16 protein-coding genes and 1 tRNA gene are annotated in these 18606 nt (G+C 67.7%); 11 read left to right on the plus strand and 6 right to left on the minus strand.

Going from position 1 to position 18606, the window contains the following annotated elements:
- Positions 1-40 precede the first annotated feature (40 nt).
- The 3 genes from B0B01_RS04335 to B0B01_RS04345 are packed head-to-tail and all read left to right on the plus strand — an operon-like array spanning position 41 to position 4144.
- On the plus strand, positions 41-697 hold the full coding sequence (locus B0B01_RS04335) for an ABC transporter ATP-binding protein (RefSeq protein WP_076647903.1): 657 nt from the start codon (positions 41-43) through the stop codon (positions 695-697).
- A complete protein-coding gene (locus tag B0B01_RS04340; RefSeq protein ID WP_076647906.1) occupies positions 694-3102 on the plus strand; it encodes an ABC transporter permease in 2409 nt (802 codons plus the stop codon). Before B0B01_RS04335 ends, B0B01_RS04340 begins: the two co-directional genes overlap by 4 nt.
- The gene (locus tag B0B01_RS04345; protein WP_076647909.1) at positions 3092-4144 is read left to right on the plus strand and encodes a lipocalin-like domain-containing protein; all 1053 of its coding nucleotides are present in this window, start codon (positions 3092-3094) and stop codon (positions 4142-4144) included. Before B0B01_RS04340 ends, B0B01_RS04345 begins: the two co-directional genes overlap by 11 nt.
- Positions 4145-4150: 6 nt before the next feature.
- Here the strand turns inward: B0B01_RS04345 and guaB are convergent, their stop codons facing one another.
- Positions 4151-5599, minus strand: a complete 1449-nt coding sequence (gene guaB / locus B0B01_RS04350; protein ID WP_076647912.1) for an IMP dehydrogenase — start codon at positions 5597-5599, stop codon at positions 4151-4153.
- Between the two features lie 294 nt (positions 5600-5893).
- Between guaB and B0B01_RS04355 the strand changes: the two genes are divergently transcribed.
- Entirely contained in the window at positions 5894-7942 is a 2049-nt protein-coding gene (locus B0B01_RS04355) for an ASKHA domain-containing protein (RefSeq protein WP_076647915.1), read from the plus strand.
- 3 nt (positions 7943-7945) lie between these two features.
- On the opposite strand, the gene B0B01_RS04360 is transcribed toward B0B01_RS04355, so the two are convergent.
- From B0B01_RS04360 to rsfS, 5 genes are all read right to left on the minus strand, one after another.
- Positions 7946-8869 (minus strand): prephenate/arogenate dehydrogenase family protein, encoded by a 924-nt coding sequence (locus B0B01_RS04360; RefSeq protein ID WP_076647919.1) that lies wholly within the window; start codon positions 8867-8869, stop codon positions 7946-7948.
- On the minus strand, positions 8866-9963 hold the full coding sequence (gene hisC / locus B0B01_RS04365; protein WP_076647923.1) for a histidinol-phosphate transaminase: 1098 nt from the start codon (positions 9961-9963) through the stop codon (positions 8866-8868). The genes B0B01_RS04360 and hisC overlap by 4 nt, the downstream gene beginning before the upstream one ends.
- Before the next feature lie 236 nt (positions 9964-10199).
- Positions 10200-10655 carry an Hsp20 family protein gene (locus tag B0B01_RS04370; RefSeq protein WP_076647926.1) on the minus strand — a complete coding sequence of 152 codons (456 nt, stop codon included), beginning with the start codon at positions 10653-10655 and terminating at the stop codon, positions 10200-10202.
- Positions 10656-10846: 191 nt separating this feature from the next.
- Entirely contained in the window at positions 10847-11317 is a 471-nt protein-coding gene (rlmH, locus tag B0B01_RS04375) for a 23S rRNA (pseudouridine(1915)-N(3))-methyltransferase RlmH (protein ID WP_076647930.1), read from the minus strand.
- 9 nt (positions 11318-11326) lie between these two features.
- Positions 11327-11698 carry a ribosome silencing factor gene (gene rsfS, locus B0B01_RS04380; protein WP_076650046.1) on the minus strand — a complete coding sequence of 124 codons (372 nt, stop codon included), beginning with the start codon at positions 11696-11698 and terminating at the stop codon, positions 11327-11329.
- Between the two features lie 17 nt (positions 11699-11715).
- Here rsfS and B0B01_RS04385 point away from each other — a divergent pair, with 17 nt between their 5' ends.
- The 7 genes from B0B01_RS04385 (at position 11716) to B0B01_RS04415 (ending at position 18606) form a co-directional block, all read left to right on the plus strand.
- Positions 11716-13176, plus strand: coding sequence for a glycosyltransferase family 4 protein (locus tag B0B01_RS04385; protein WP_143733010.1), 1461 nt, complete (start codon positions 11716-11718; stop codon positions 13174-13176).
- Between the two features lie 282 nt (positions 13177-13458).
- Complete coding sequence (gene leuC, locus B0B01_RS04390; protein WP_076647936.1) at positions 13459-14874, plus strand: 3-isopropylmalate dehydratase large subunit; 1416 nt, start codon at positions 13459-13461, stop codon at positions 14872-14874.
- Positions 14875-14939: 65 nt separating this feature from the next.
- Positions 14940-15467 (plus strand): HdeD family acid-resistance protein, encoded by a 528-nt coding sequence (locus B0B01_RS04395; RefSeq protein ID WP_076650047.1) that lies wholly within the window; start codon positions 14940-14942, stop codon positions 15465-15467.
- 49 nt (positions 15468-15516) lie between these two features.
- Complete coding sequence (leuD, locus tag B0B01_RS04400) at positions 15517-16122, plus strand: 3-isopropylmalate dehydratase small subunit (RefSeq protein ID WP_076647939.1); 606 nt, start codon at positions 15517-15519, stop codon at positions 16120-16122.
- 37 nt (positions 16123-16159) lie between these two features.
- Positions 16160-17290, plus strand: a complete 1131-nt coding sequence (locus B0B01_RS04405; RefSeq protein ID WP_234967703.1) for an endonuclease/exonuclease/phosphatase family protein — start codon at positions 16160-16162, stop codon at positions 17288-17290.
- Between the two features lie 34 nt (positions 17291-17324).
- Positions 17325-18431: a 3-isopropylmalate dehydrogenase gene (leuB, locus tag B0B01_RS04410; RefSeq protein WP_076647946.1), complete on the plus strand. Its 1107-nt coding sequence runs from the start codon at positions 17325-17327 to the stop codon at positions 18429-18431.
- A gap of 100 nt (positions 18432-18531) precedes the next feature.
- Positions 18532-18606, plus strand: a tRNA-Gln gene (locus tag B0B01_RS04415).

An 18606-nucleotide genomic window follows, 5' to 3' on the forward strand; every position in this document is an offset into this window, starting at 1 on the left:
TAACAGGGCCTGACACAGGTTGATCGCGAGGCCGGCCCCGATGCTGCTTGAGATCCAGTCCCTCACCAAGCGCTATCCCGGCAGCGACGGCGCCCGCCCGGTGCTGCGGGATGTGTCCCTGTCGCTCGACGCGGGCGAGACGCTTGCGCTGACCGGCGAAAGCGGCAGCGGCAAAAGCACGCTTCTGCACCTGATCGGGGCGCTTGACGACTTTGACGCGGGCGAGATCCGGCTTGCCGGTCAGGCCCTGTCCGGGCTGGGCGAATCCGCGCGCGCGGCGCTTCGGCGCGATGTGGTGGCGCTGGTATTCCAGCAGTTCAACCTTGTGCCGTCGCTGACCGTGGCACAGAACCTCGCCTTTCACGCACGGCTCGCCGGGCGGCTCGATGCGGCCTGGGTCCGGGAACTGACCGGGCGGCTCGGGCTCGATGGGCTGGAAACGCGCTGGCCCGAGCAGCTTTCGGGTGGACAGCAGCAGCGGGTGGCGATCGGGCGCGCGCTGGCCATGCGCCCCCGGCTCCTGCTTGCGGATGAACCGACGGGCAACCTCGACGAGGCCACGAGCGACATGGTGCTTTCGCTCATGCTCGATCTGGTGGAGCAAAGCGGCGCGGCGCTGTTTCTCGTCACCCATTCCGAACGTATCGCGGGCCGGGTCAGGCGGCGGGCGCATCTCTCGAACGGCACGATTGCATGAATGCTGCGGGTTTCATGGCGCTATTGTCGCACTGGCGCCGCCAGCCGGTTCAGCTTCTGACGCTGCTTGTCGGGCTCGCGCTCGCGACCGGGCTCTGGTCGGCGGTGCAGGCGATCAATGCCGAGGCCCGCGCGAGCTATGCGGCAGCCGATGCGCAGCTCGGCCGCGCCGACTACCCGGCGCTGACCTCTGCCCGCGACCCGATTTCGCGCGATACCTATGTTGCCCTGCGCCGCGCGGGATGGAAGCTCGCCCCGGTGCTCGAAGGCCGGGTGCGGCTCGGAGCGGAGCGCGTCACGCTGGTCGGGGTCGATTTCCTGTCCTACCCGGTCCCGCCCGAGGCCGAGCCCGGCACGCCCGATATCACGCCCGAGCAGGTCTTTGCCGGCCCGGGCGTCCTGTTCGCGGCACCCGAAACCGCCGCACGACTTGCCGGCGCGCCGCAACTGCCGCCGCTCGTCCGCAGCGATGACCTGCCCGCCGGCATCGTCATGACCGACATCGCGGTGGCCGAGCGCCGGCTTGACCGCATAGGCGAAATCGACCGGATTCTCGTGCTGCCCGACCAGCCCATGGGGCTTGTGCCGCTGGCGGATCTTGCACCGGACCTCACCCTTTCACCGCCCAGACAGCAGACCGACATGGGGCAGCTGACCGACAGCTTTCACCTCAACCTCACCGCGTTCGGGCTGCTGGCGTTCGTGGTCGGGCTGTTCATCGTCCACGGCACCGTCGGGCTGGCCTTCGAACAGCGCCGCGCCATGTTCCGCACCCTGCGCGCGCTCGGCCTGCCGGTGTCGCGGCTGATGGTGCTGCTGCTGGCCGAACTGGGGCTGATCGCGCTCGTCGCCGGCGGGCTCGGCCTTGTGCTTGGCTATGTCGTCGCGGCAGCCCTTCTGCCCGATGTGGCCGCCACCTTGCGCGGGCTTTACGGCGCATCCGTGAGCGGGAGCCTGACGCTGCGCCCGCTCTGGGCGATAAGCGGCCTTGCCATCGCCGCGCTCGGGGCGGGCGTGGCCGGGGCACAGGGGGTCTGGCAGCTTCGCTCCATGCCGCTGCTGGCGGGCGGCCAGATCCGGGCCTGGGCCGGGCTTTCGGCGCGGCATGCCCGGCTGCTGGCCGGTGCCGGTGCCGCGCTGCTGCTCGCGGGGCTCGGAATGTTCCGGCTTTTCCCCGGCCTCATCGCCGGATTTGCGCTCATGGCAGGGATGATGCTCGGCGCGGCGCTGATGCTCCCGGTGCTGCTCGACGCGGCGCTCGCGCTTGCGCTGCGGCGCGCGCGCGGTCCCCTTGCACAGTGGTTCTGGGCCGACATGCGCGCCCAGCTTCCGGGGCTGTCGCTTGCGCTCATGGCGCTGCTGCTGGCGCTTGCGACCAACATCGGCGTTGGCACCATGGTGTCGAGCTTTCGCCTCACCTTCGTCGACTGGCTGGACCAGCGCCTGACGGCCGAGCTTTACGTCACCGCCCGCAACGATGAACAGGGCGCGGCCATCGAGCGCTGGCTGGCCGACCATACCGACCGCGTGCTGCCCATTCCGGGGATCGAAACCACGGTCGCGGGCCGCAAGGGCGAGGTGTTCGGCATGCGGGTCGATGACACCTATCGCGACAACTGGCCCCTCATCGCCGCGATGCCGGAACTCTGGGAGCGGCTCGAATCGGGCGCGGGCGTCATGATCAACGAACAGCTTGCGCGGCGCGAAAATCTCTGGCCGGGCGCGCGCATCCCGATCGGGCCGGACTGGTCGCCAAGGGTCGCCGGCGTCTATGCCGATTACGGCAATCCCGAAGGGCAGGTCGTGGTCGGGCTCGACACCTTGCGCAGCCGCTTCGACGACGTGCCCCGCCGCGCGCTGAGCGTAAGGGTCGCGCCCGAACGTGTCGCCGAGGTGATCCGCGAGATTCATGACAGTTTCGATCTCCCCGCGGGCGCGGTGATCGACCAGAGCGGGGTCAAGGCGCGCTCGCTCGGCATCTTTGAAAAGACCTTCGTGATCACCGGGGCGCTCAATGTGCTGACGCTCGGCGTCGCCGCATTTGCGATCCTCACGAGCCTGCTCACACTCTGGCGGATGCGCCTGCCCCATCTGGCCCCGGTCTGGGCGCTCGGGGTGACGCGGCGGCGCCTTGCGGCGCTTGAAATCCTGCGCTCGGCCGCATTGTCGGGCATGGTGGCGCTGATCGCGCTGCCGCTCGGGCTCATGCTTGCCTGGGTGCTGCTTGCGGTGATCAACACGCGTGCCTTCGGCTGGCGCCTGCCGATGTATCTGTTCCCCGGGCAATGGCTGCTGCTTGGCGTGCTCGCCGTCCTTGCCGGTGCCCTGGCCGCGGTCCTGCCCGCACGCCGGTTGCACCGTTTCCCGCCCGCCGATCTGGTCAAGGTCTTTGTCAATGAACGCTAGGTTTCTTTCGCTGCTGCTCTGCCTGCTTGCAGGCGCGGCCCAGGGTCAGGGTTTCGCCGGGCTCGGCACCACGGCCGAGGGCTTCGCCATTCCGCAGCGGGGTCACATGCTGACCTTTCCGACGGACCACGGCGCCCACCCCGAATTCCGCATCGAGTGGTGGTATCTGACCGCGACGCTCGACGGCGAGGACGGGCGGCAATACGGTGTGCAATGGACCCTGTTCCGCTCGGCCCTTGCGCCGGATCCGGGTGACAACGGCTGGGCGACGCCGCAGCTCTGGATGGCGCATGCGGCGCTGACCACACCCGAAACCCACCATTTCGACGAGCGCCTCGCCCGCGGCGGCATCGGCGAGGCCGGGGTGACGGCGGCCCCCTTCCATGCCTTCATCGACAACTGGGACATGAAGGGCGAGGCCGGCAAGGGCATCTCGACCCTTGACCTGCGCGCAAGCGGTCCCGATTTCGCCTATGACCTGCAGCTTTCGGCCACGCTCCCGCTCGTCCTCCATGGCGAGGGGGGCTATTCGGTGAAATCCCCCGCCGGACAGGCCAGCCACTACTATTCGCAACCCTCCTACGAGGTCACCGGCACGATCACCCTGCCCGACGAACGGGTCGTGGCGGTTACCGGGCAGGGCTGGCTCGACCGCGAATGGTCCAGCCAGCCGCTCGCCGAGGATCAGAGCGGCTGGGACTGGTTCTCGCTTTCCTTCGAGTCGGGGGCGCGCATGATGGGCTTCCGGCTGCGGGACCGGGGCGCGGGCTTTACCGCCGCCACATGGATCGCGGCGGACGGGACGGCAAGCACGCTTGACGACAACTCCCTGCGCCTCACACCGCTCGCGACGGCGGAGGTGGCCGGGCGCAAGGTGCCGGTGCGCTGGCGGGTCGAACTGCCCGCGCGGAACCTCGACGTGACCGTAAGCGCACTCAATCCCGACGCCTGGATGGGAACGTCGTTTCCCTACTGGGAGGGGCCGGTCAACGTCACCGGCAGCCACGGGGGCCGCGGCTACCTGGAAATGACCGGTTATTGAACGCCCTCAGCCGCGCCGGTAATTGGGGCTTTCGCGCGTGATCTGGACGTCATGCACATGGCTTTCACGCAGCCCGGCGCCGGTGATGCGCACGAAACGGCAGTTGCGGCGCATCTCTTCGACCGTGGCGCAGCCCGTGTATCCCATGGCCGCGCGCAAGCCCCCGACCAACTGGTGCAGGATCGCGGTCACGCTGCCGGCATAGGGCACCTGACCCTCGATCCCCTCGGGCACGAGCTTGTCGCTCGCCGCGTCCTTCTGGAAATAGCGGTCGGCGCTGCCGCGCGCCATGGCGCCAAGGCTGCCCATGCCGCGATAATGCTTGAAGCTGCGGCCCTGATAAAGGATCACCTCGCCCGGGCTCTCGTCGGTGCCGGCGATCATGCTGCCGACCATGGCGCAGGACGCCCCGGCCGCGATCGCCTTGGCGAAATCGCCCGAAAACTTGATGCCGCCATCGGCGATTACCGGCACATCGCCCGCGGCCTGCGCAGAATCCATGATCGCCGAAAGCTGCGGCACGCCGACGCCCGCGACCACCCGCGTCGTGCAGATGCTGCCCGGCCCGATCCCGACCTTGATCGCATCCGCCCCGGCCCCGATCAGGGCGCGCGTCGCCTCGGCGGTCGCGACATTGCCGGCGACGACCTGCACCTCGTTCGACAGTTTCTTGACCCGTTCGACCGCCGCCGCGACACTCTCCGAATGCCCATGCGCCGTGTCGATCACCAGCAGGTCGACCCCGGCGTCGATCAGGGCCTCGGCGCGCTCGAACCCGGCATCGCCGACAGTGCTCGCCGCGGCCGCCCGCAGCCGCCCGAGCCGGTCCTTGCAGGCGGTCGGGTTGAGCACCGCCTGCTCCATGTCCTTCAGCGTCAGCAGCCCGGTCAGCCGCCCCCCGTCATCAGTGATCAGCAGCTTCTCGATCCGCCGCGCCTTCATGAGCGACAGCGCCTCGTCCCGGTCCGCGGGCTCGTGCAGGATCGCCAGGTCGTCCGAGGTCATCATCGTCCGCACCGGGGTCGAATCGGCGCTCGCAAACCGCATGTCGCGATTGGTGACGATGCCGACCACGCGCCCCGCATCGTCGACCACCGGAAAGCCCGTCACCTGGTAGCGCACCGCCAGGGCCTTGGCATCCGCAAGGGTCTGGTCCGGGCGCAATGTCACGGGATTGTAGACGATGCCGCTCTCGAAGCGCTTGACCTTGCGCACTTCCTCGGCCTGCTCCTCGACATCAAGGTTGCGGTGAATGACGCCGATGCCGCCGGCCTGCGCCATGGCGATGGCCATGTCCGATTCGGTGACCGTATCCATCGCGCTCGACAGGAGCGGAATGTTCATGGTGATCTCACGGGTCACACGGGTGCTCGTGTCGGCCGTGGAGGGGAGCACCGACGAAGCCGCCGGAACCAGCAGAACATCATCAAAGGTCAGTGCTTCGCGAATTTCCATACCCGTCCTCACGCCCGTATTCCCATGCCCGTCCGGCAGCCACCCTATCGCATCAAAATCAGGCCGATGAAAGCGCACATCAACCACCCCTCCCGCATTTTCGCGCCCGTGCCGTCTTCTGGCCGGAAATATCCCCGCCGGAGGCCCCCGCCCGCCCAGGCAAAGCAGCCGCCCGAAAAAGGGGCGCGGGCGCCGCAATGACGCCGGCGGCGACAGACCCGTCGCTTACCGTCCGGCGCGCCGCCCCGCAGGCGCCTAGACTGGACGTGCGAAAACGGTCACAAGGCGGGCATCATGGGCAAGGATCCCCTCGTCATCTTCACCCCTTCCGGCCGGCGCGGGCATGTCGCGCCCGGAACGCCGGTGCTGACGGCGGCGCGCCAGCTCGGCGTCGATCTCGATTCGGTCTGCGGCGGGCGCGGCATCTGCTCGCGCTGCCAGATCACCCCCGCCTACGGAGAGTTTCCCAAACACGGCATCACCGTGCATGACGACGCGCTCTCGGAGTGGAACGCGGTGGAGCAGCGCTACGAGGACAAGCGCGGGCTGAAACCCGGGCGCCGCCTCGGCTGCCAGGCGCAGGTCATGGGCGATGTGGTGATCGATGTGCCCCCCGAAAGCCAGGTGCACCGCCAGGTCGTGCGCAAACGCGCCGAGGCCCGCGATATCGTCATGAACCCGGCGGTGCGGCTTTATTATGTCGAGGTGGCCGAACCCGACATGGCGCACCCCTCGGGCGATTTCGAACGTCTGCGCTCGGCGCTGGCGGAACAGTGGGATCTGCCCGGCGTGCATATCGACCTGCCGGTGCTCAGCGACATGCAGCCGATCCTGCGCAAGGGCGAGTGGAAGGTCACCTGCGCGGTGCATCTCGGCGACGCGGCCGCCCCGCCCCGGATCATGCGGATCTGGCCCGGGTTCCACGAAGACCGCATCTTCGGACTCGCGGTCGATATCGGCTCGACCACCATCGCCGCCCATCTCTGCGACCTGCAAAGCGGAGAGGTCGTCGCCTCCTCGGGCATGATGAACCCGCAGATTCGCTTCGGCGAGGATCTGATGAGCCGGGTCAGCTACGGCATGCTGAACAAGGGCGGCGCAGGCGAGATGACCGCTGCCCTGCGCGAGGGGCTGAACGCCCTGTTCACAGAGGTCGCAAGGGAAGGCGGCGCCGAGACCGATCACATTCTCGATGCCGTCTTCGTCTGCAACCCGGTGATCCACCATCTGTTCCTCGGCATCGACCCGGTCGAGCTCGGCCAGGCGCCCTTCGCTCTTGCCTCCGCCGGCGCGATGAATCTCATGGCGCGCGACCTTGACCTGACGGTGCTGCCACCGGCGGCACGGGTCTATGTCCTGCCCTGCATCGCCGGACATGTGGGCGCGGATGCGGCGGCGGTCACCCTGTCCGAGGCGCCGGACAAGTCCGAGGACCTGGTGCTCCTGGTCGATGTCGGCACCAATGCCGAGATCCAGCTTGGCAACCGCACCCGCGTGCTGGCCTGTTCCTCCCCGACCGGCCCGGCTTTCGAGGGGGCGCAGATCTCGTCGGGCCAGCGCGCCGCGCCGGGCGCGATCGAACGGGTCGAGATCGACCCGGCCACCAAGGAGCCCCGCTTCAAGGTGATCGGCTGCGATCTCTGGTCGGACGATCCGGGCTTTGCCGCCGCGACCCGCGCAAGCGGCATCACCGGGATCTGCGGCTCCGGCATCATCGAGATCATCGCCGAGATGCGCGCGGCCGGGATCGTCGATGCCTCGGGCCTGATCGGATCGGCCGAACAGACCGGCAGCAGCCGCTGCTTTCTCGACGGGCGCACCCATTCCTACCTGGTCTGGGACGACAGCGCCCAGGGCGGCCCCCGCATCACCGTCACCAACCGCGACATCCGCGCAATCCAGATGGCCAAGGCGGCGCTGTTTTCCGGGGCGCGGCTGCTCATGGACCGTTTCGGCGTGGACCGCGTGGACCGGATCGTGCTGGCCGGGGCCTTCGGCGCCCATATCAGCCCGAAACACGCCATGATCCTCGGCATGATCCCGGATGCCCCGCTCGACAAGGTGACTTCGGCCGGGAACGCCGCCGGGACCGGCGCCCGCATCGCCCTGCTGAACCGCGACGCCCGGGCCGAAATCGAACGCACCGTGCACGAGATCCACAAGGTGGAAACCGCCGTCGAGCCCCGCTTTCAGGAGCATTTCGTCAATGCCTCGGCCATCCCGAACGCGGTCGAAGCCTTCCCCGAACTGGCGAAAATCGTGACCCTGCCCGACGTATCCTTCAACCAGCAGGACGAAGAAGCGGGCGAGGGCGCGCATCGCCGGCGGCGCCGGCGGCGCTGACCGTCACCTGCGGGCGGCGCCGCGCCCGAAATCGGGCGAATCCGTATCCTGCCCGGCCTCGATGATTCCGCGGCGGATCGCCCGGGTGCGGGTGAAATAGGCATGCAGGTGGTCGCCGTCGCCGGTGCGGATCGCCCGCTGCAGCGCAAAAAGCTCTTCGGTGAAACGCCCGAGAATCTCGAGCGTCGCATCCTTGTTGGCCAGGAACACGTCACGCCACATGGTCGGATCGCTTGCGGCGATGCGGGTGAAATCGCGGAATCCGGCCGCCGAATACTTGATTACCTCGCTGTCGGTTACCCGACGCAGATCATCCGCGACCCCGACCATCGTATAGGCGATGAGATGGGGCGCATGGCTCGTCACCGCGAGCACAAGGTCATGATGCTCGGCGCTCATGCAGTCCACATTCGCCCCGAGCGCCTCCCAGAAGGCGCGCAGACGCGCAACCGGCTCGGGGTCCGTGTCTTGGGTCGGCACGATCAGGCACCAGCGATTGTCGAACAGCTCGGCAAAGCCGCTTTCGGGGCCCGAATGCTCGGTCCCGGCAAGCGGATGGGCGGGAACGAAATGCACCGCCCCGGGCAGATGCGGCGCGACCGCCGCGATCACCGCCCCCTTGACCGAACCGACATCGGTGAGCGTGGCGCCCGCCTTCAGCACCGGCGCGATCTCGGCCGCGACCAGTCCCATCGCCCCGACCGGAACGCAGAGCACCACGAGATCGGCCCCTTCGGCCGCCTCGGCCGCGCTCTCGCAGATGTGATCGCAAAGCCCGATCCGGCGCGCGGTCTCGCGCGTGGCTCGCGTGCGGGCGTAGCCCGTGACCTCGCCCGCCACCCCGGCCCGGCGCATGGCCCAGAACATCGACGAGGCGATCAGCCCGAGCCCGATCAGCGCCACCCGCCCGTAGATCGGGCCGCTCATGCGCTCCACTCTCCACCGGTCTCCCTGAATTCCCGGATCGCGACGGCAATCCGACGGCAGGCGCTCTCGTCCCCGATGGTGATGCGCAGCGCCGCGGGCAGACCGTAGCCCGCCACCCGGCGCACGATCAGCCCCCGGCTCTGCAGATGCAGGTCGCAGGCCTCGGCCTCGGCCCGGCTGCCGAAACGCGCAAGGATGAAATTCGCGCGCGATTCATCCGAAGGCACCCCGATCTCCGCCAGCGCCTCCGACAGCCAGCCGCGCCAGCGCGCATTCTCCGCCCGGCAATGCTCCGTATACTCCACATCCGCAAGCGCCGCCTGCGCCGCCGCAAGCGCGACTGACGAGACGTTGAACGGACCCCGCAGCCGGTTCAGCACGTCGATGACGGCCTCCGGCGCATAGGCCCAGCCGATCCGCAGCCCGCCAAGCCCGTAAAGCTTGGAAAAGCTGCGCGTCATGACCACGTTCCCGCGCCCGGACACGAGCGAGGCCCCGCCGTCGAACCCTTCGACATATTCCGCATAGGCCCCGTCCAGAACCAGGAGCGCCTGCGCCGGAATCCCCTCCGCCAGCCGCGCCACCTCCTCCTCGCCGATCATCGTGCCGGTCGGGTTGTTCGGATTGGCGATGAACACAAGGCGCGTGCGCGGCGTGCACCCGGCCAGCAGCGCATCGACGTCGGTCACCCGCTCGCGCTCGGTCACCTCGACCGGGCGCGCCCCGACCGCCTGGGCCGATATGCGATACATGGAAAACCCGTGCTCGGTGAACAGGACCTCGTCGCCCGGCCCGGCATAGGCGCGGCAGAGCAGCGAAATGATCTCGTCGCTTCCCGCGCCGCAGATGATCCGCCCGGGTTCGAGCCCATGGGCCGCGCCCAGCGCCGCGCGCAGCGGCGCATGGTCGCTCGAGGGATAGCGATGGCTCTGCGGCGCCAGGTCCCGCATCGCCTCGATGGCGCGCGGGCTCGGCCCGAACGGGTTCTCGTTCGACGAAAGCTTGACCGCATCCTCGACCCCGGCCACCCGGGCCGCGCCGCCCTGGTAGGGCGCAATATCCATGATCCCGGAGCGGGGCATTATCCTGTTCATCGCATGCTCTCCTTGCCCGCGCCTTCATAGCCGTGCCGGCCGGCGCTGAAAAGCATTCATGGCCATTCCCCGGCCAGAGGTCTTCTTCTGGCGGGAAATATCCCGGGGGTGTGGGGGCAGCGCCCCCACAAGGAAGACCACAAGAAAGGCCCGGCAAATCCTTGCCGGGCCGGCCTGCGGCGGCGGCGGCGGCGCCCCGGGGCGGAGCCGTCACCTCTTCAGGCGCGAAACAGGGCTCAGTTCACCGACCCCGCGAGCGCCGGGCGCTCGCCGCTCGTGATCTCGATACGGCGCGGCTTCAACGCCTCGGGCACTTCGCGTTTCAGGTCGATATGCAGCATGCCGTCCAGGTGGCTGGCGCCCATGACCCGGATGTGATCGGCAAGCTGGAACCGGCGCTCGAAGGCGCGGGTCGCGATGCCGCGGTGAAGATAGCTGCGCCCGTCCTCTTCCTCGGCCTTGCGGGCCGACACGACGAGGCTGTTTTCCTTCACCTCGACCGACAGGTCCGATTCGGCAAAGCCCGCGACGGCGATCGAGATGCGATAGGCATCGTCGGCGGTCTTTTCGATATTATAGGGCGGATAACCCGACTGATGGCCGTCATTCGCCATCACCCGGTCCAGCATCTCGGCAATCTGGTCGAATCCGACGGTGGCCCGGTGCAGCGGGGAAAGATCAAAGCTTCGCATGTTCGTCATCCTCATCTGAGCGATTTACGAGTGTTTTGCCCTCCGCCATGCGGACGGGCGGCTCCGAACCGGGCCCCATGTCGTCATCGGCGGCCCGGCAAGGCTGAAATGGGAAGGAAGCGGATGGTTTCAAGATCCGCCGCATCCGCCGAAGCGCCTCACGGCCGCGAGCCGGAAATCCCGCTCCCGGATCAGTTGCGGTGATAGGGTGTCCCCGCCAGGATCGTCGCGGCGCGGTAAAGCTGTTCGGACAGCATGACCCGCACCAGCATGTGCGGCCAGACCATCGCCCCGAGCGAAAGGGAGAAATCCGCGCCGTCGCGCAGCGCCGGGTCGAGCCCGTCGGCGCCGCCGATCAGCAGCGCAAGCTCCCCCCGCCCCTGATCGCGCCAGTCCGCGAGCCGCCCGGCAAGTGCCGGGGAGTCAAGCGTCCGGCCGCGTTCGTCCAGCACCATAATCAGCGCGCCGTCGGGAATCGCCCGCCGCAGCAGCGCGGCCTCGCCCGCCATGCCGCCGCCCTTGCGCTCGTCGACCTCGACCACCCGCGCCGGGCCAAGCCCGAGCAGACGGCCGGTGCGTTCAAAACGGGCCAGATAATCGTCAACAAGGGCCTTTTCCGGCCCGGCCCGCAGCCTGCCGACCGCGCAGATCGTGACCCGCACCGGCCGGGCTCAGGTATCGGTCCCGGCGCTTTCCGCCGGCATCCACATCTTTTCCAGCTGATAGAACTCGCGCACCTCGGGGCGGAAGACATGCACGATCACGTCGCCGGTGTCGATCAGCACCCAGTCGCCCGCATCCCGGCCCTCGACCCGCGAAAGACGCCCGTGGTCCTGCTTGAGCCGTTCGGTCAGCTTGTCGGCGATGGCGCTTACCTGCCGGCTCGACCGGCCGGAGGCGATCAACATGTAATCGCCGATCGCGCTGCGCCCGCGCAGGTCGATCCCGACGACATTCTCGGCCTTTTCGGCCTCGAGCACGGAAACGATGTAATCCCGCAGCGTTTCGCTGTCCGGTTGCGGGCGGGCCCCGTCATGACGCATGCGGTCATGGGCGGCGAGTGCCGTTTCGGCGTCAGATACCAGGACGAAATCCTCCTTGCTGTCATATGTCCGCGCGGCTACGATTGCCGTCACGTCTCTCGTCAAAGTTAGCAACTGCTGATCGGTATTTCAATTCACAGCCGGCGGATGTTCCAGAAACCCTGGGGACCTCGCGCACGGTTGACCCGGAGAGCTGCGCCAGCATCCCCGAAAACACCACCAGCTCGCCAGAGCTCCGCTCCGAACAGGAAATGATGCCGAAGATCTTCTATACCGCGGGTCCGGGAGACGCTTTCCAGTCGTTCAACGAATGGAAAGCCGGTCGTCGCGATCTCATCAATTCCCATGTCGGATACTCGCGTCAGGTGATGGATGCCTGCGCCCGGCATGATGCCGAAGCCCTTATCACCTGCTCGCACCACCGCACCGCCGACCAGAGTCACGACGGCATCTCGCTCGTGTATCGCCCGGATCTTTCCGAGGGAAAGTCCGGCCTGGGCTTCTATCGCAGCTTTCGGGAAAAGGCCAAAGCGAACATGCGGGACGCGCTGGATTTCGGCGCCGATCTCGTCATTGTCGGCGAAGACAACATCCCGATGCTCTATGAGCCGCTTCGCCGGCGCGGAATAACCGTGGTGCAGGCATTGCACTCCAGGTTGTGGCAGGAAGGCCGCCCGCTGCGCATCATGCAGCGGTTGCGGCTGCATGATTTCCGCAAGAGTTACGCCAGCGGCAGCACACCGGTGCTGAGCGCGTCCCACGCCGTCACCGCACAGGTCGAGCAGCTTGCGGGAAAGGGCCGCACGCCCATCCTCGAATTTCTTCCGCTCTACGAACAGGAACATTACGGCGGCCTGCCTCCCGCAGATACGAGTTGTGACGTCCTGAACATTGCGTTCATTGGCCGGATCGAGGCCGACAAGGGGGCGCTGGACCTGATCGCCATCGCCGATGCCCTGCGCTCCATGAAAGAGGCGGTCCGGTTCCAGATTTGCGGCGTCGGCGGAGCGTTCGACCAGATGGTGGCGATGGCGCAAGAGGCCGGACTCGGCGATCAGTTCGTCTTTCATGGATGGTGCGACCGCAGCAAGCTGCGACAGGTATTGACGTCGTGCCAGATCTCGATCGTGCCGACCCGTCCCGAATTCATGGAGGGCTTCAATCAGGTCGTCATCGAATCGGCGCTTGCCGGTCGTCCGCCGGTCGCATCGGATGCCTGTCCGGCGGTTGCCTACGCAGGCGACGCGGTCGAGGTCGTGCAGGCGGGCGATCTGCAGGGCTATGTTGCGGCGATCGCCGCGCTTGCCCGGGACAAGGAACGCCTTGCCCGCCGGATTGCTGCCTGCGCGGGGATCGGGCAGCGGTTCACCGATGACGGAAATTCGTTCGGAGCGGCCCTGAACGAGATATTCGCAGCGCAGCGTGAAAAGCGGCCGGTTCATGACCGCCGCATCGCGCTCAGCGAGCCCGCGCCATAGGGGGACTGTCCGGCCTCCGGGCGGGATGCGTTAGCGCAAGAGCCTTGAAACCCTTGCCGGCGCCGACCGCCATGCCTTTTTCGGGATTGTCCAAAGCATCCTTGCAGGAGCGCGGCAGGCGCTATATCTCATCTCCATGACCCGCGTTTTCGACATGGACGATCATGCGCGCCTCCCGTGGCGGTTCCACGGGATGATTCTGACGGTGACCGCCCGTCTATGATGCGCCTTTCCCGCGCAGCTGCCCCTTACATTTCACGCCATTGACCCCGGGAGAGGACCATGTCCCCCAAGACGCTCTATGACAGGATCTGGGATGCCCATATCGCCCACGAGGCCGAGGACGGCACCACCCTTCTCTATATCGACCGCCACCTCGTCCACGAAGTGACAAGCCCGCAGGCTTTCGAGGGGCTGCGCATGGCCGGCCGCAAGGTTCACGCGCCGGACAAGACCATCGCCGTTCCCGATCACAACGTGCCCACCACATGGGACCGCGAAAAGGGCATCGAGAACGAGGAATCGCGCATCCAGGTCGATGAACTCGACCGCAACGCGCGCGAATCCGGCATCCATTATTATCCGGTGAATGATATCCGCCAGGGCATCGTGCATATCGTCGGCCCCGAACAGGGCTGGACCCTGCCGGGCATGACCGTGGTCTGCGGCGACAGCCATACCGCCACCCACGGCGCCTTCGGCGCGCTCGCCCACGGGATCGGCACGTCCGAGGTCGAACATGTGCTGGCCACGCAGACGCTCGTGCAGAAGAAATCGAAGAACATGAGGGTCGAGGTCACCGGCCGCCTCGCACCCGGCGTCACCGCCAAGGACGTGGTGCTGGCAATCATCGCCCGGACCGGCACCGCCGGCGGCACCGGCCATGTGATCGAATACTGCGGCGAGGTCATCCGCAACCTGTCCATGGAAGGGCGCATGACCATCTGCAACATGGCCATCGAGGGCGGCGCGCGCGCCGGGCTCATCGCCCCGGACGAGACCACCTTCGCCTATGTGAAAGGCCGCACCCACGCCCCAAAGGGCGACCAGTGGGAAACCGCGCTCGCCTGGTGGAAGACGCTGAAATCCGACGACGATGCCCATTGGGACAAGGTCGTGACGATCCGCGGCGAGGACATCGCCCCGACCGTCACCTGGGGCACGAGCCCCGAGGACGCGCTGCCCATCACCGCATCGGTGCCCGACCCGGACAGCTTTGCAGGCGGCAAGGTGACGGCGGCGCAGCGGAGCCTCGATTACATGGGGCTGACGCCGGGCACGAAGTTCACCGATATCCCGATCGACGTGGTTTTCATCGGTTCCTGCACCAACGGGCGGATCGAGGATCTGCGTGCCGCCGCCGAGGTGCTGAAGGGGCGGAAGCTGGCCGAAGGCGTGCGCGGCATGGTGGTGCCGGGCTCGGGCCTCGTGCGGCTGCAGGCCGAGGAAGAGGGGCTCGACCGGATCTTCCGCGATGCGGGATTCGACTGGCGCCTTGCGGGCTGTTCCATGTGCCTTGGCATGAACCCGGACCAGCTCGCCCCGGGCGAGCGCTGCGCGGCGACCAGCAACCGAAACTTTGAAGGGCGGCAGGGCTACAAGGGGCGCACCCACCTCATGAGCCCGGCGATGGCCGCCGCCGCGGGGATCGCGGGCCACCTTGCGGATGTGCGCGACTTTATGGCGCAGCCGGCGTAACATCGAACGACGCGCAGCAGACCGCGCGGCGATCCGGCATGTCCGCCGAAAGAGAGGCAGAAACGATGAGACCCTGGCTGAAATGGCTGATACTCGGCATCCTTTCGGTGCTGTTCGGGATTTTCGCGCTCGGCAACGCGGTGGCGGCCTCGCTCGCCGTCACCACCGTCACCGGGGTGATCTTCGTGGTGATCGGGATCATCCAGATCGTCGCCGCGTTTTCCGAGACCCGCACCGCCAGCAAGGTGCTGTCGATCCTGCTCGGGGCGCTGATCGCGCTGATCGGCCTGTCGTTCCTGATCAACCCGATCGAAGGCACGGTTTCGCTGGCGCTGCTGGTCACGGTTCTGGTCGCGGCCAGCGGCATCGTCCGGCTCGTCTTTGCCTGGCGCATGCGCGAGACGCGGTTCTTCTGGCCGATGCTGGTGACGGGCGCGCTTTCGATCCTGCTTGCCGTCTATATCCTTGCGAATTTCTCGGTCGCCTCGATCACGCTGCTTGGCATCCTTCTCGGGATCGAGCTGCTGTTCAACGGCGCGGGACTGATCGCATTCGCCCTGTCATTACGTGCCCACCTGCGCGGGGACCGCTGAGCCCCGGCCCGTGCGCAGAGACATCGCATTTTTCAGGAGGTCCGCACCCATGGACAAGTTCGAGAAGCTGACCGGCATCGCCGCGCCGCTGCCCATGATTAACGTCGATACGGACATGATCATCCCCAAGCAGTTCCTCAAGACGATCAAGCGCACCGGCCTGGGCATCAACCTGTTCGACGAGATGCGCTATGACCGCGACGGCAACGAGATGCCCGATTTCGTGCTGAACCGCCCCCCCTATCGCGAGGCCGAGATTCTCGTGACCGGGGAAAACTTCGGCTGCGGATCGTCGCGCGAACATGCCCCCTGGGCGATCAAGGATTTCGGCATCCGCTGCATCATCGCGCCGAGCTTTGCCGACATCTTCCACAACAACTGTTTCAAGAACGGGATCCTGCCCATTTCCCTGCCGCAGGAACAGGTGGACGTGCTGATGAAGGATGCCGAAAAGGGCGGCAATGCGCGCATCAGCGTCGATCTCGAGGCGCAGACCGTGACCGGCGCCGAGGGCGACGTGTTCCATTTCGAGATCGACCCGTTCCGCAAGCACTGCCTGCTCGAGGGGCTCGACGATATTGCGCTCTCCATGCAGCAGATGCCGGCCATCGAAAGCTATGAGGCACGGCTTGCGCAGGATCGTCCCTGGGTCTGAGCCGGGCACGCGGATGCCCCGGCGCGGCAGGCGGCCGGTGTTTTCGGCCGCTGCGCTTTTGCTGCTGGGCTTTCTGCTTCTCGGGCCGCTCCCCGGCGGGGCCGAAACCATCCGCGTCGCCACGTTCAACACCGATCTGACCCGCGCGGGGCCGGGGCTGATGCTGCGCGACATAGCCGGGGGCAAGGACGCGCAGGTCGCCGCCGTGATCGAAGTGATCAGCACCATCGCCCCGGACATCCTCGCGCTGCAGGGGGTGGACTGGGATCACGACGGCGCGGGGCTCGGGGCGCTCGCAAAGGCGCTCGCGGCCGCGGGCATGGATTACCCGCATCGCTTTTCGGCCCGGCCCAACAGCGGCTGGGCCACCGACCTCGATCTTGACGGCGACGGGCGGCGCGGCGGGCCGGGCGATGCGCAGGGATACGGCGACTTTACGGGGCAGAAAGCCATGGCGGTGCTGTCGCGCCACCCGATCCGCGAAAGCGAACTGCGCGATTTCTCGGCCCTGCTCTGGCGCGATCTGCCGGGCGCGGTGCTGCCGCAGCACGAGGACGGCTCGCCCTTTCCCTCGGCCGGGGCGCAGGCGATCCAGCGCCTTTCGGACACCGCTCACTGGGTGGTGCCGGTCGAGCTTCCCGGCGGCCGGGTGCTGTCGCTGCTGACCTTCTATGCGACGCCCCCTGTGTTTGACGGGCCGGAGCGGCGCAACGCCCTGCGCAACCGCGACGAGATCGCGCTCTGGCTGCGGCTGCTCGACGGCCGGCTTGGCGAGGTGCCGCAGAACGTGGTGCTGGCCGGGGCGGCGAACCTTGATCCCATGACCAGCGACGGGGATCGCGGCGCAATCCGGGCGCTGCTCGACCACCCCCGCCTGCAGGATCCGCGGCCCCGCAGCACGGGCGCGGCCCCCGGCGGCGGGGAGCGCGCCGGTGCGGAGGCGCTTGCCACGGTGGACTGGCCGCGCGTCGGGCGGCGGCGTGTCGATTACGTCCTGCCGGGGCGCGAATGGCGGGTGCGCGGTGCCGGTGTGTTCTGGCCCGCAGAAGGCGAGGCGGGCCATGACACCGCCCTTGCCGCAAGCCGGCACCGTCTGGTCTGGGTCGATCTGGAGCCCGCGCCGGCCGGGGCACCGGGCGATATTGACGCCCCTGCCCCCGCGCGCTAGGCGAAACCGCATTCCCACCGAACGGAGTCCCGTCATGTCCAATCCCTCGCTCCTCATTCTGCCCGGCGACGGGATCGGTCCCGAAGTCATGGCCGAGGTGCGCCGCATCATCGACTGGTTCGGCGCCCGGCGCGGGCTGACCTTCGACGTCTCCGAAGACCTGGTCGGCGGTGCGGCCTATGACCGGCACGGCACGCCGCTGCATGATGACACCATGGCCCGCGCGCAGGCGGTGGACGCGGTTCTGCTCGGCGCCGTCGGCGGGCCGCGATACGACGGGCTCGATTTCTCGGTAAAGCCCGAGCGCGGCCTCCTGCGGCTGCGCAAGGAGATGGACCTGTTCGCCAACCTGCGGCCGGCACAGTGTTTCGATGCGCTTGCGGATTTCTCGTCGCTGAAACGCGAGGTGGTCGCCGGGCTCGACATCATGATCGTGCGCGAACTGACCAGCGGCATCTATTTCGGCGAACCGCGGGGCATCTTCGAGGAAGGTGGCGAGCGTGTCGGCATCAACACCCAGCGCTATACCGAGCGCGAGATCGACCGGGTGGCCCGCGCGGCTTTTGATCTGGCCCGCAAGCGCGGCGGCCGGGTCTGTTCGATGGAAAAGGCCAATGTGATGGAAAGCGGCATCCTCTGGCGCGAGGTGGTGCAGGCGGTGCGCGATGCGGATTACACCGATATCGAGCTTTCGCACATGTATGCCGACGCGGGCGCCATGCAGCTTTGCCGCTGGCCCAAACAGTTCGACGTGATCCTGACCGACAACCTGTTCGGCGACCTGCTGAGCGACGCGGCGGCGATGCTGACCGGGAGCCTCGGCATGCTGCCCTCGGCCAGCCTCGGCGCGCCGATGGCCAACGGCCGCCCAAAGGCGCTTTACGAGCCCGTCCACGGCTCTGCCCCCGACATCGCGGGCCAGGGCAAGGCCAACCCGATCGCCTGCATCCTGAGCTTTGCCATGGCGCTGCGCTATTCCTTCGATGAAGGAGCCGAGGCGGACCGGCTCGAGGCGGCGGTGGAACAGGTGCTGGCCGAAGGGCTGCGCACGCCCGATCTTCTGGGCGAGGACGGGCGCGGTCCGGTCTCGACCCGCGGCATGGCCGATGCGATTCTCGTCGCGCTCGACGCCAGCCTCTGACGCCGGCGCGGGCCGGGTGTCCTTGGGCGCGGCGGGCGAGCGCGATTTTCGCAAATGCCCCTTGCGCCCGCGCGCCCGACGGCCTAATTAGCCCGCGCGTTGGGGTGTAGCCAAGCGGTAAGGCAGCGGTTTTTGGTACCGTGTACCGTAGGTTCGAATCCTACCACCCCAGCCA

This window comes from Pontibaca methylaminivorans (assembly GCF_900156525.1).
GTDB lineage: Bacteria > Pseudomonadota > Alphaproteobacteria > Rhodobacterales > Rhodobacteraceae > Pontibaca > Pontibaca methylaminivorans.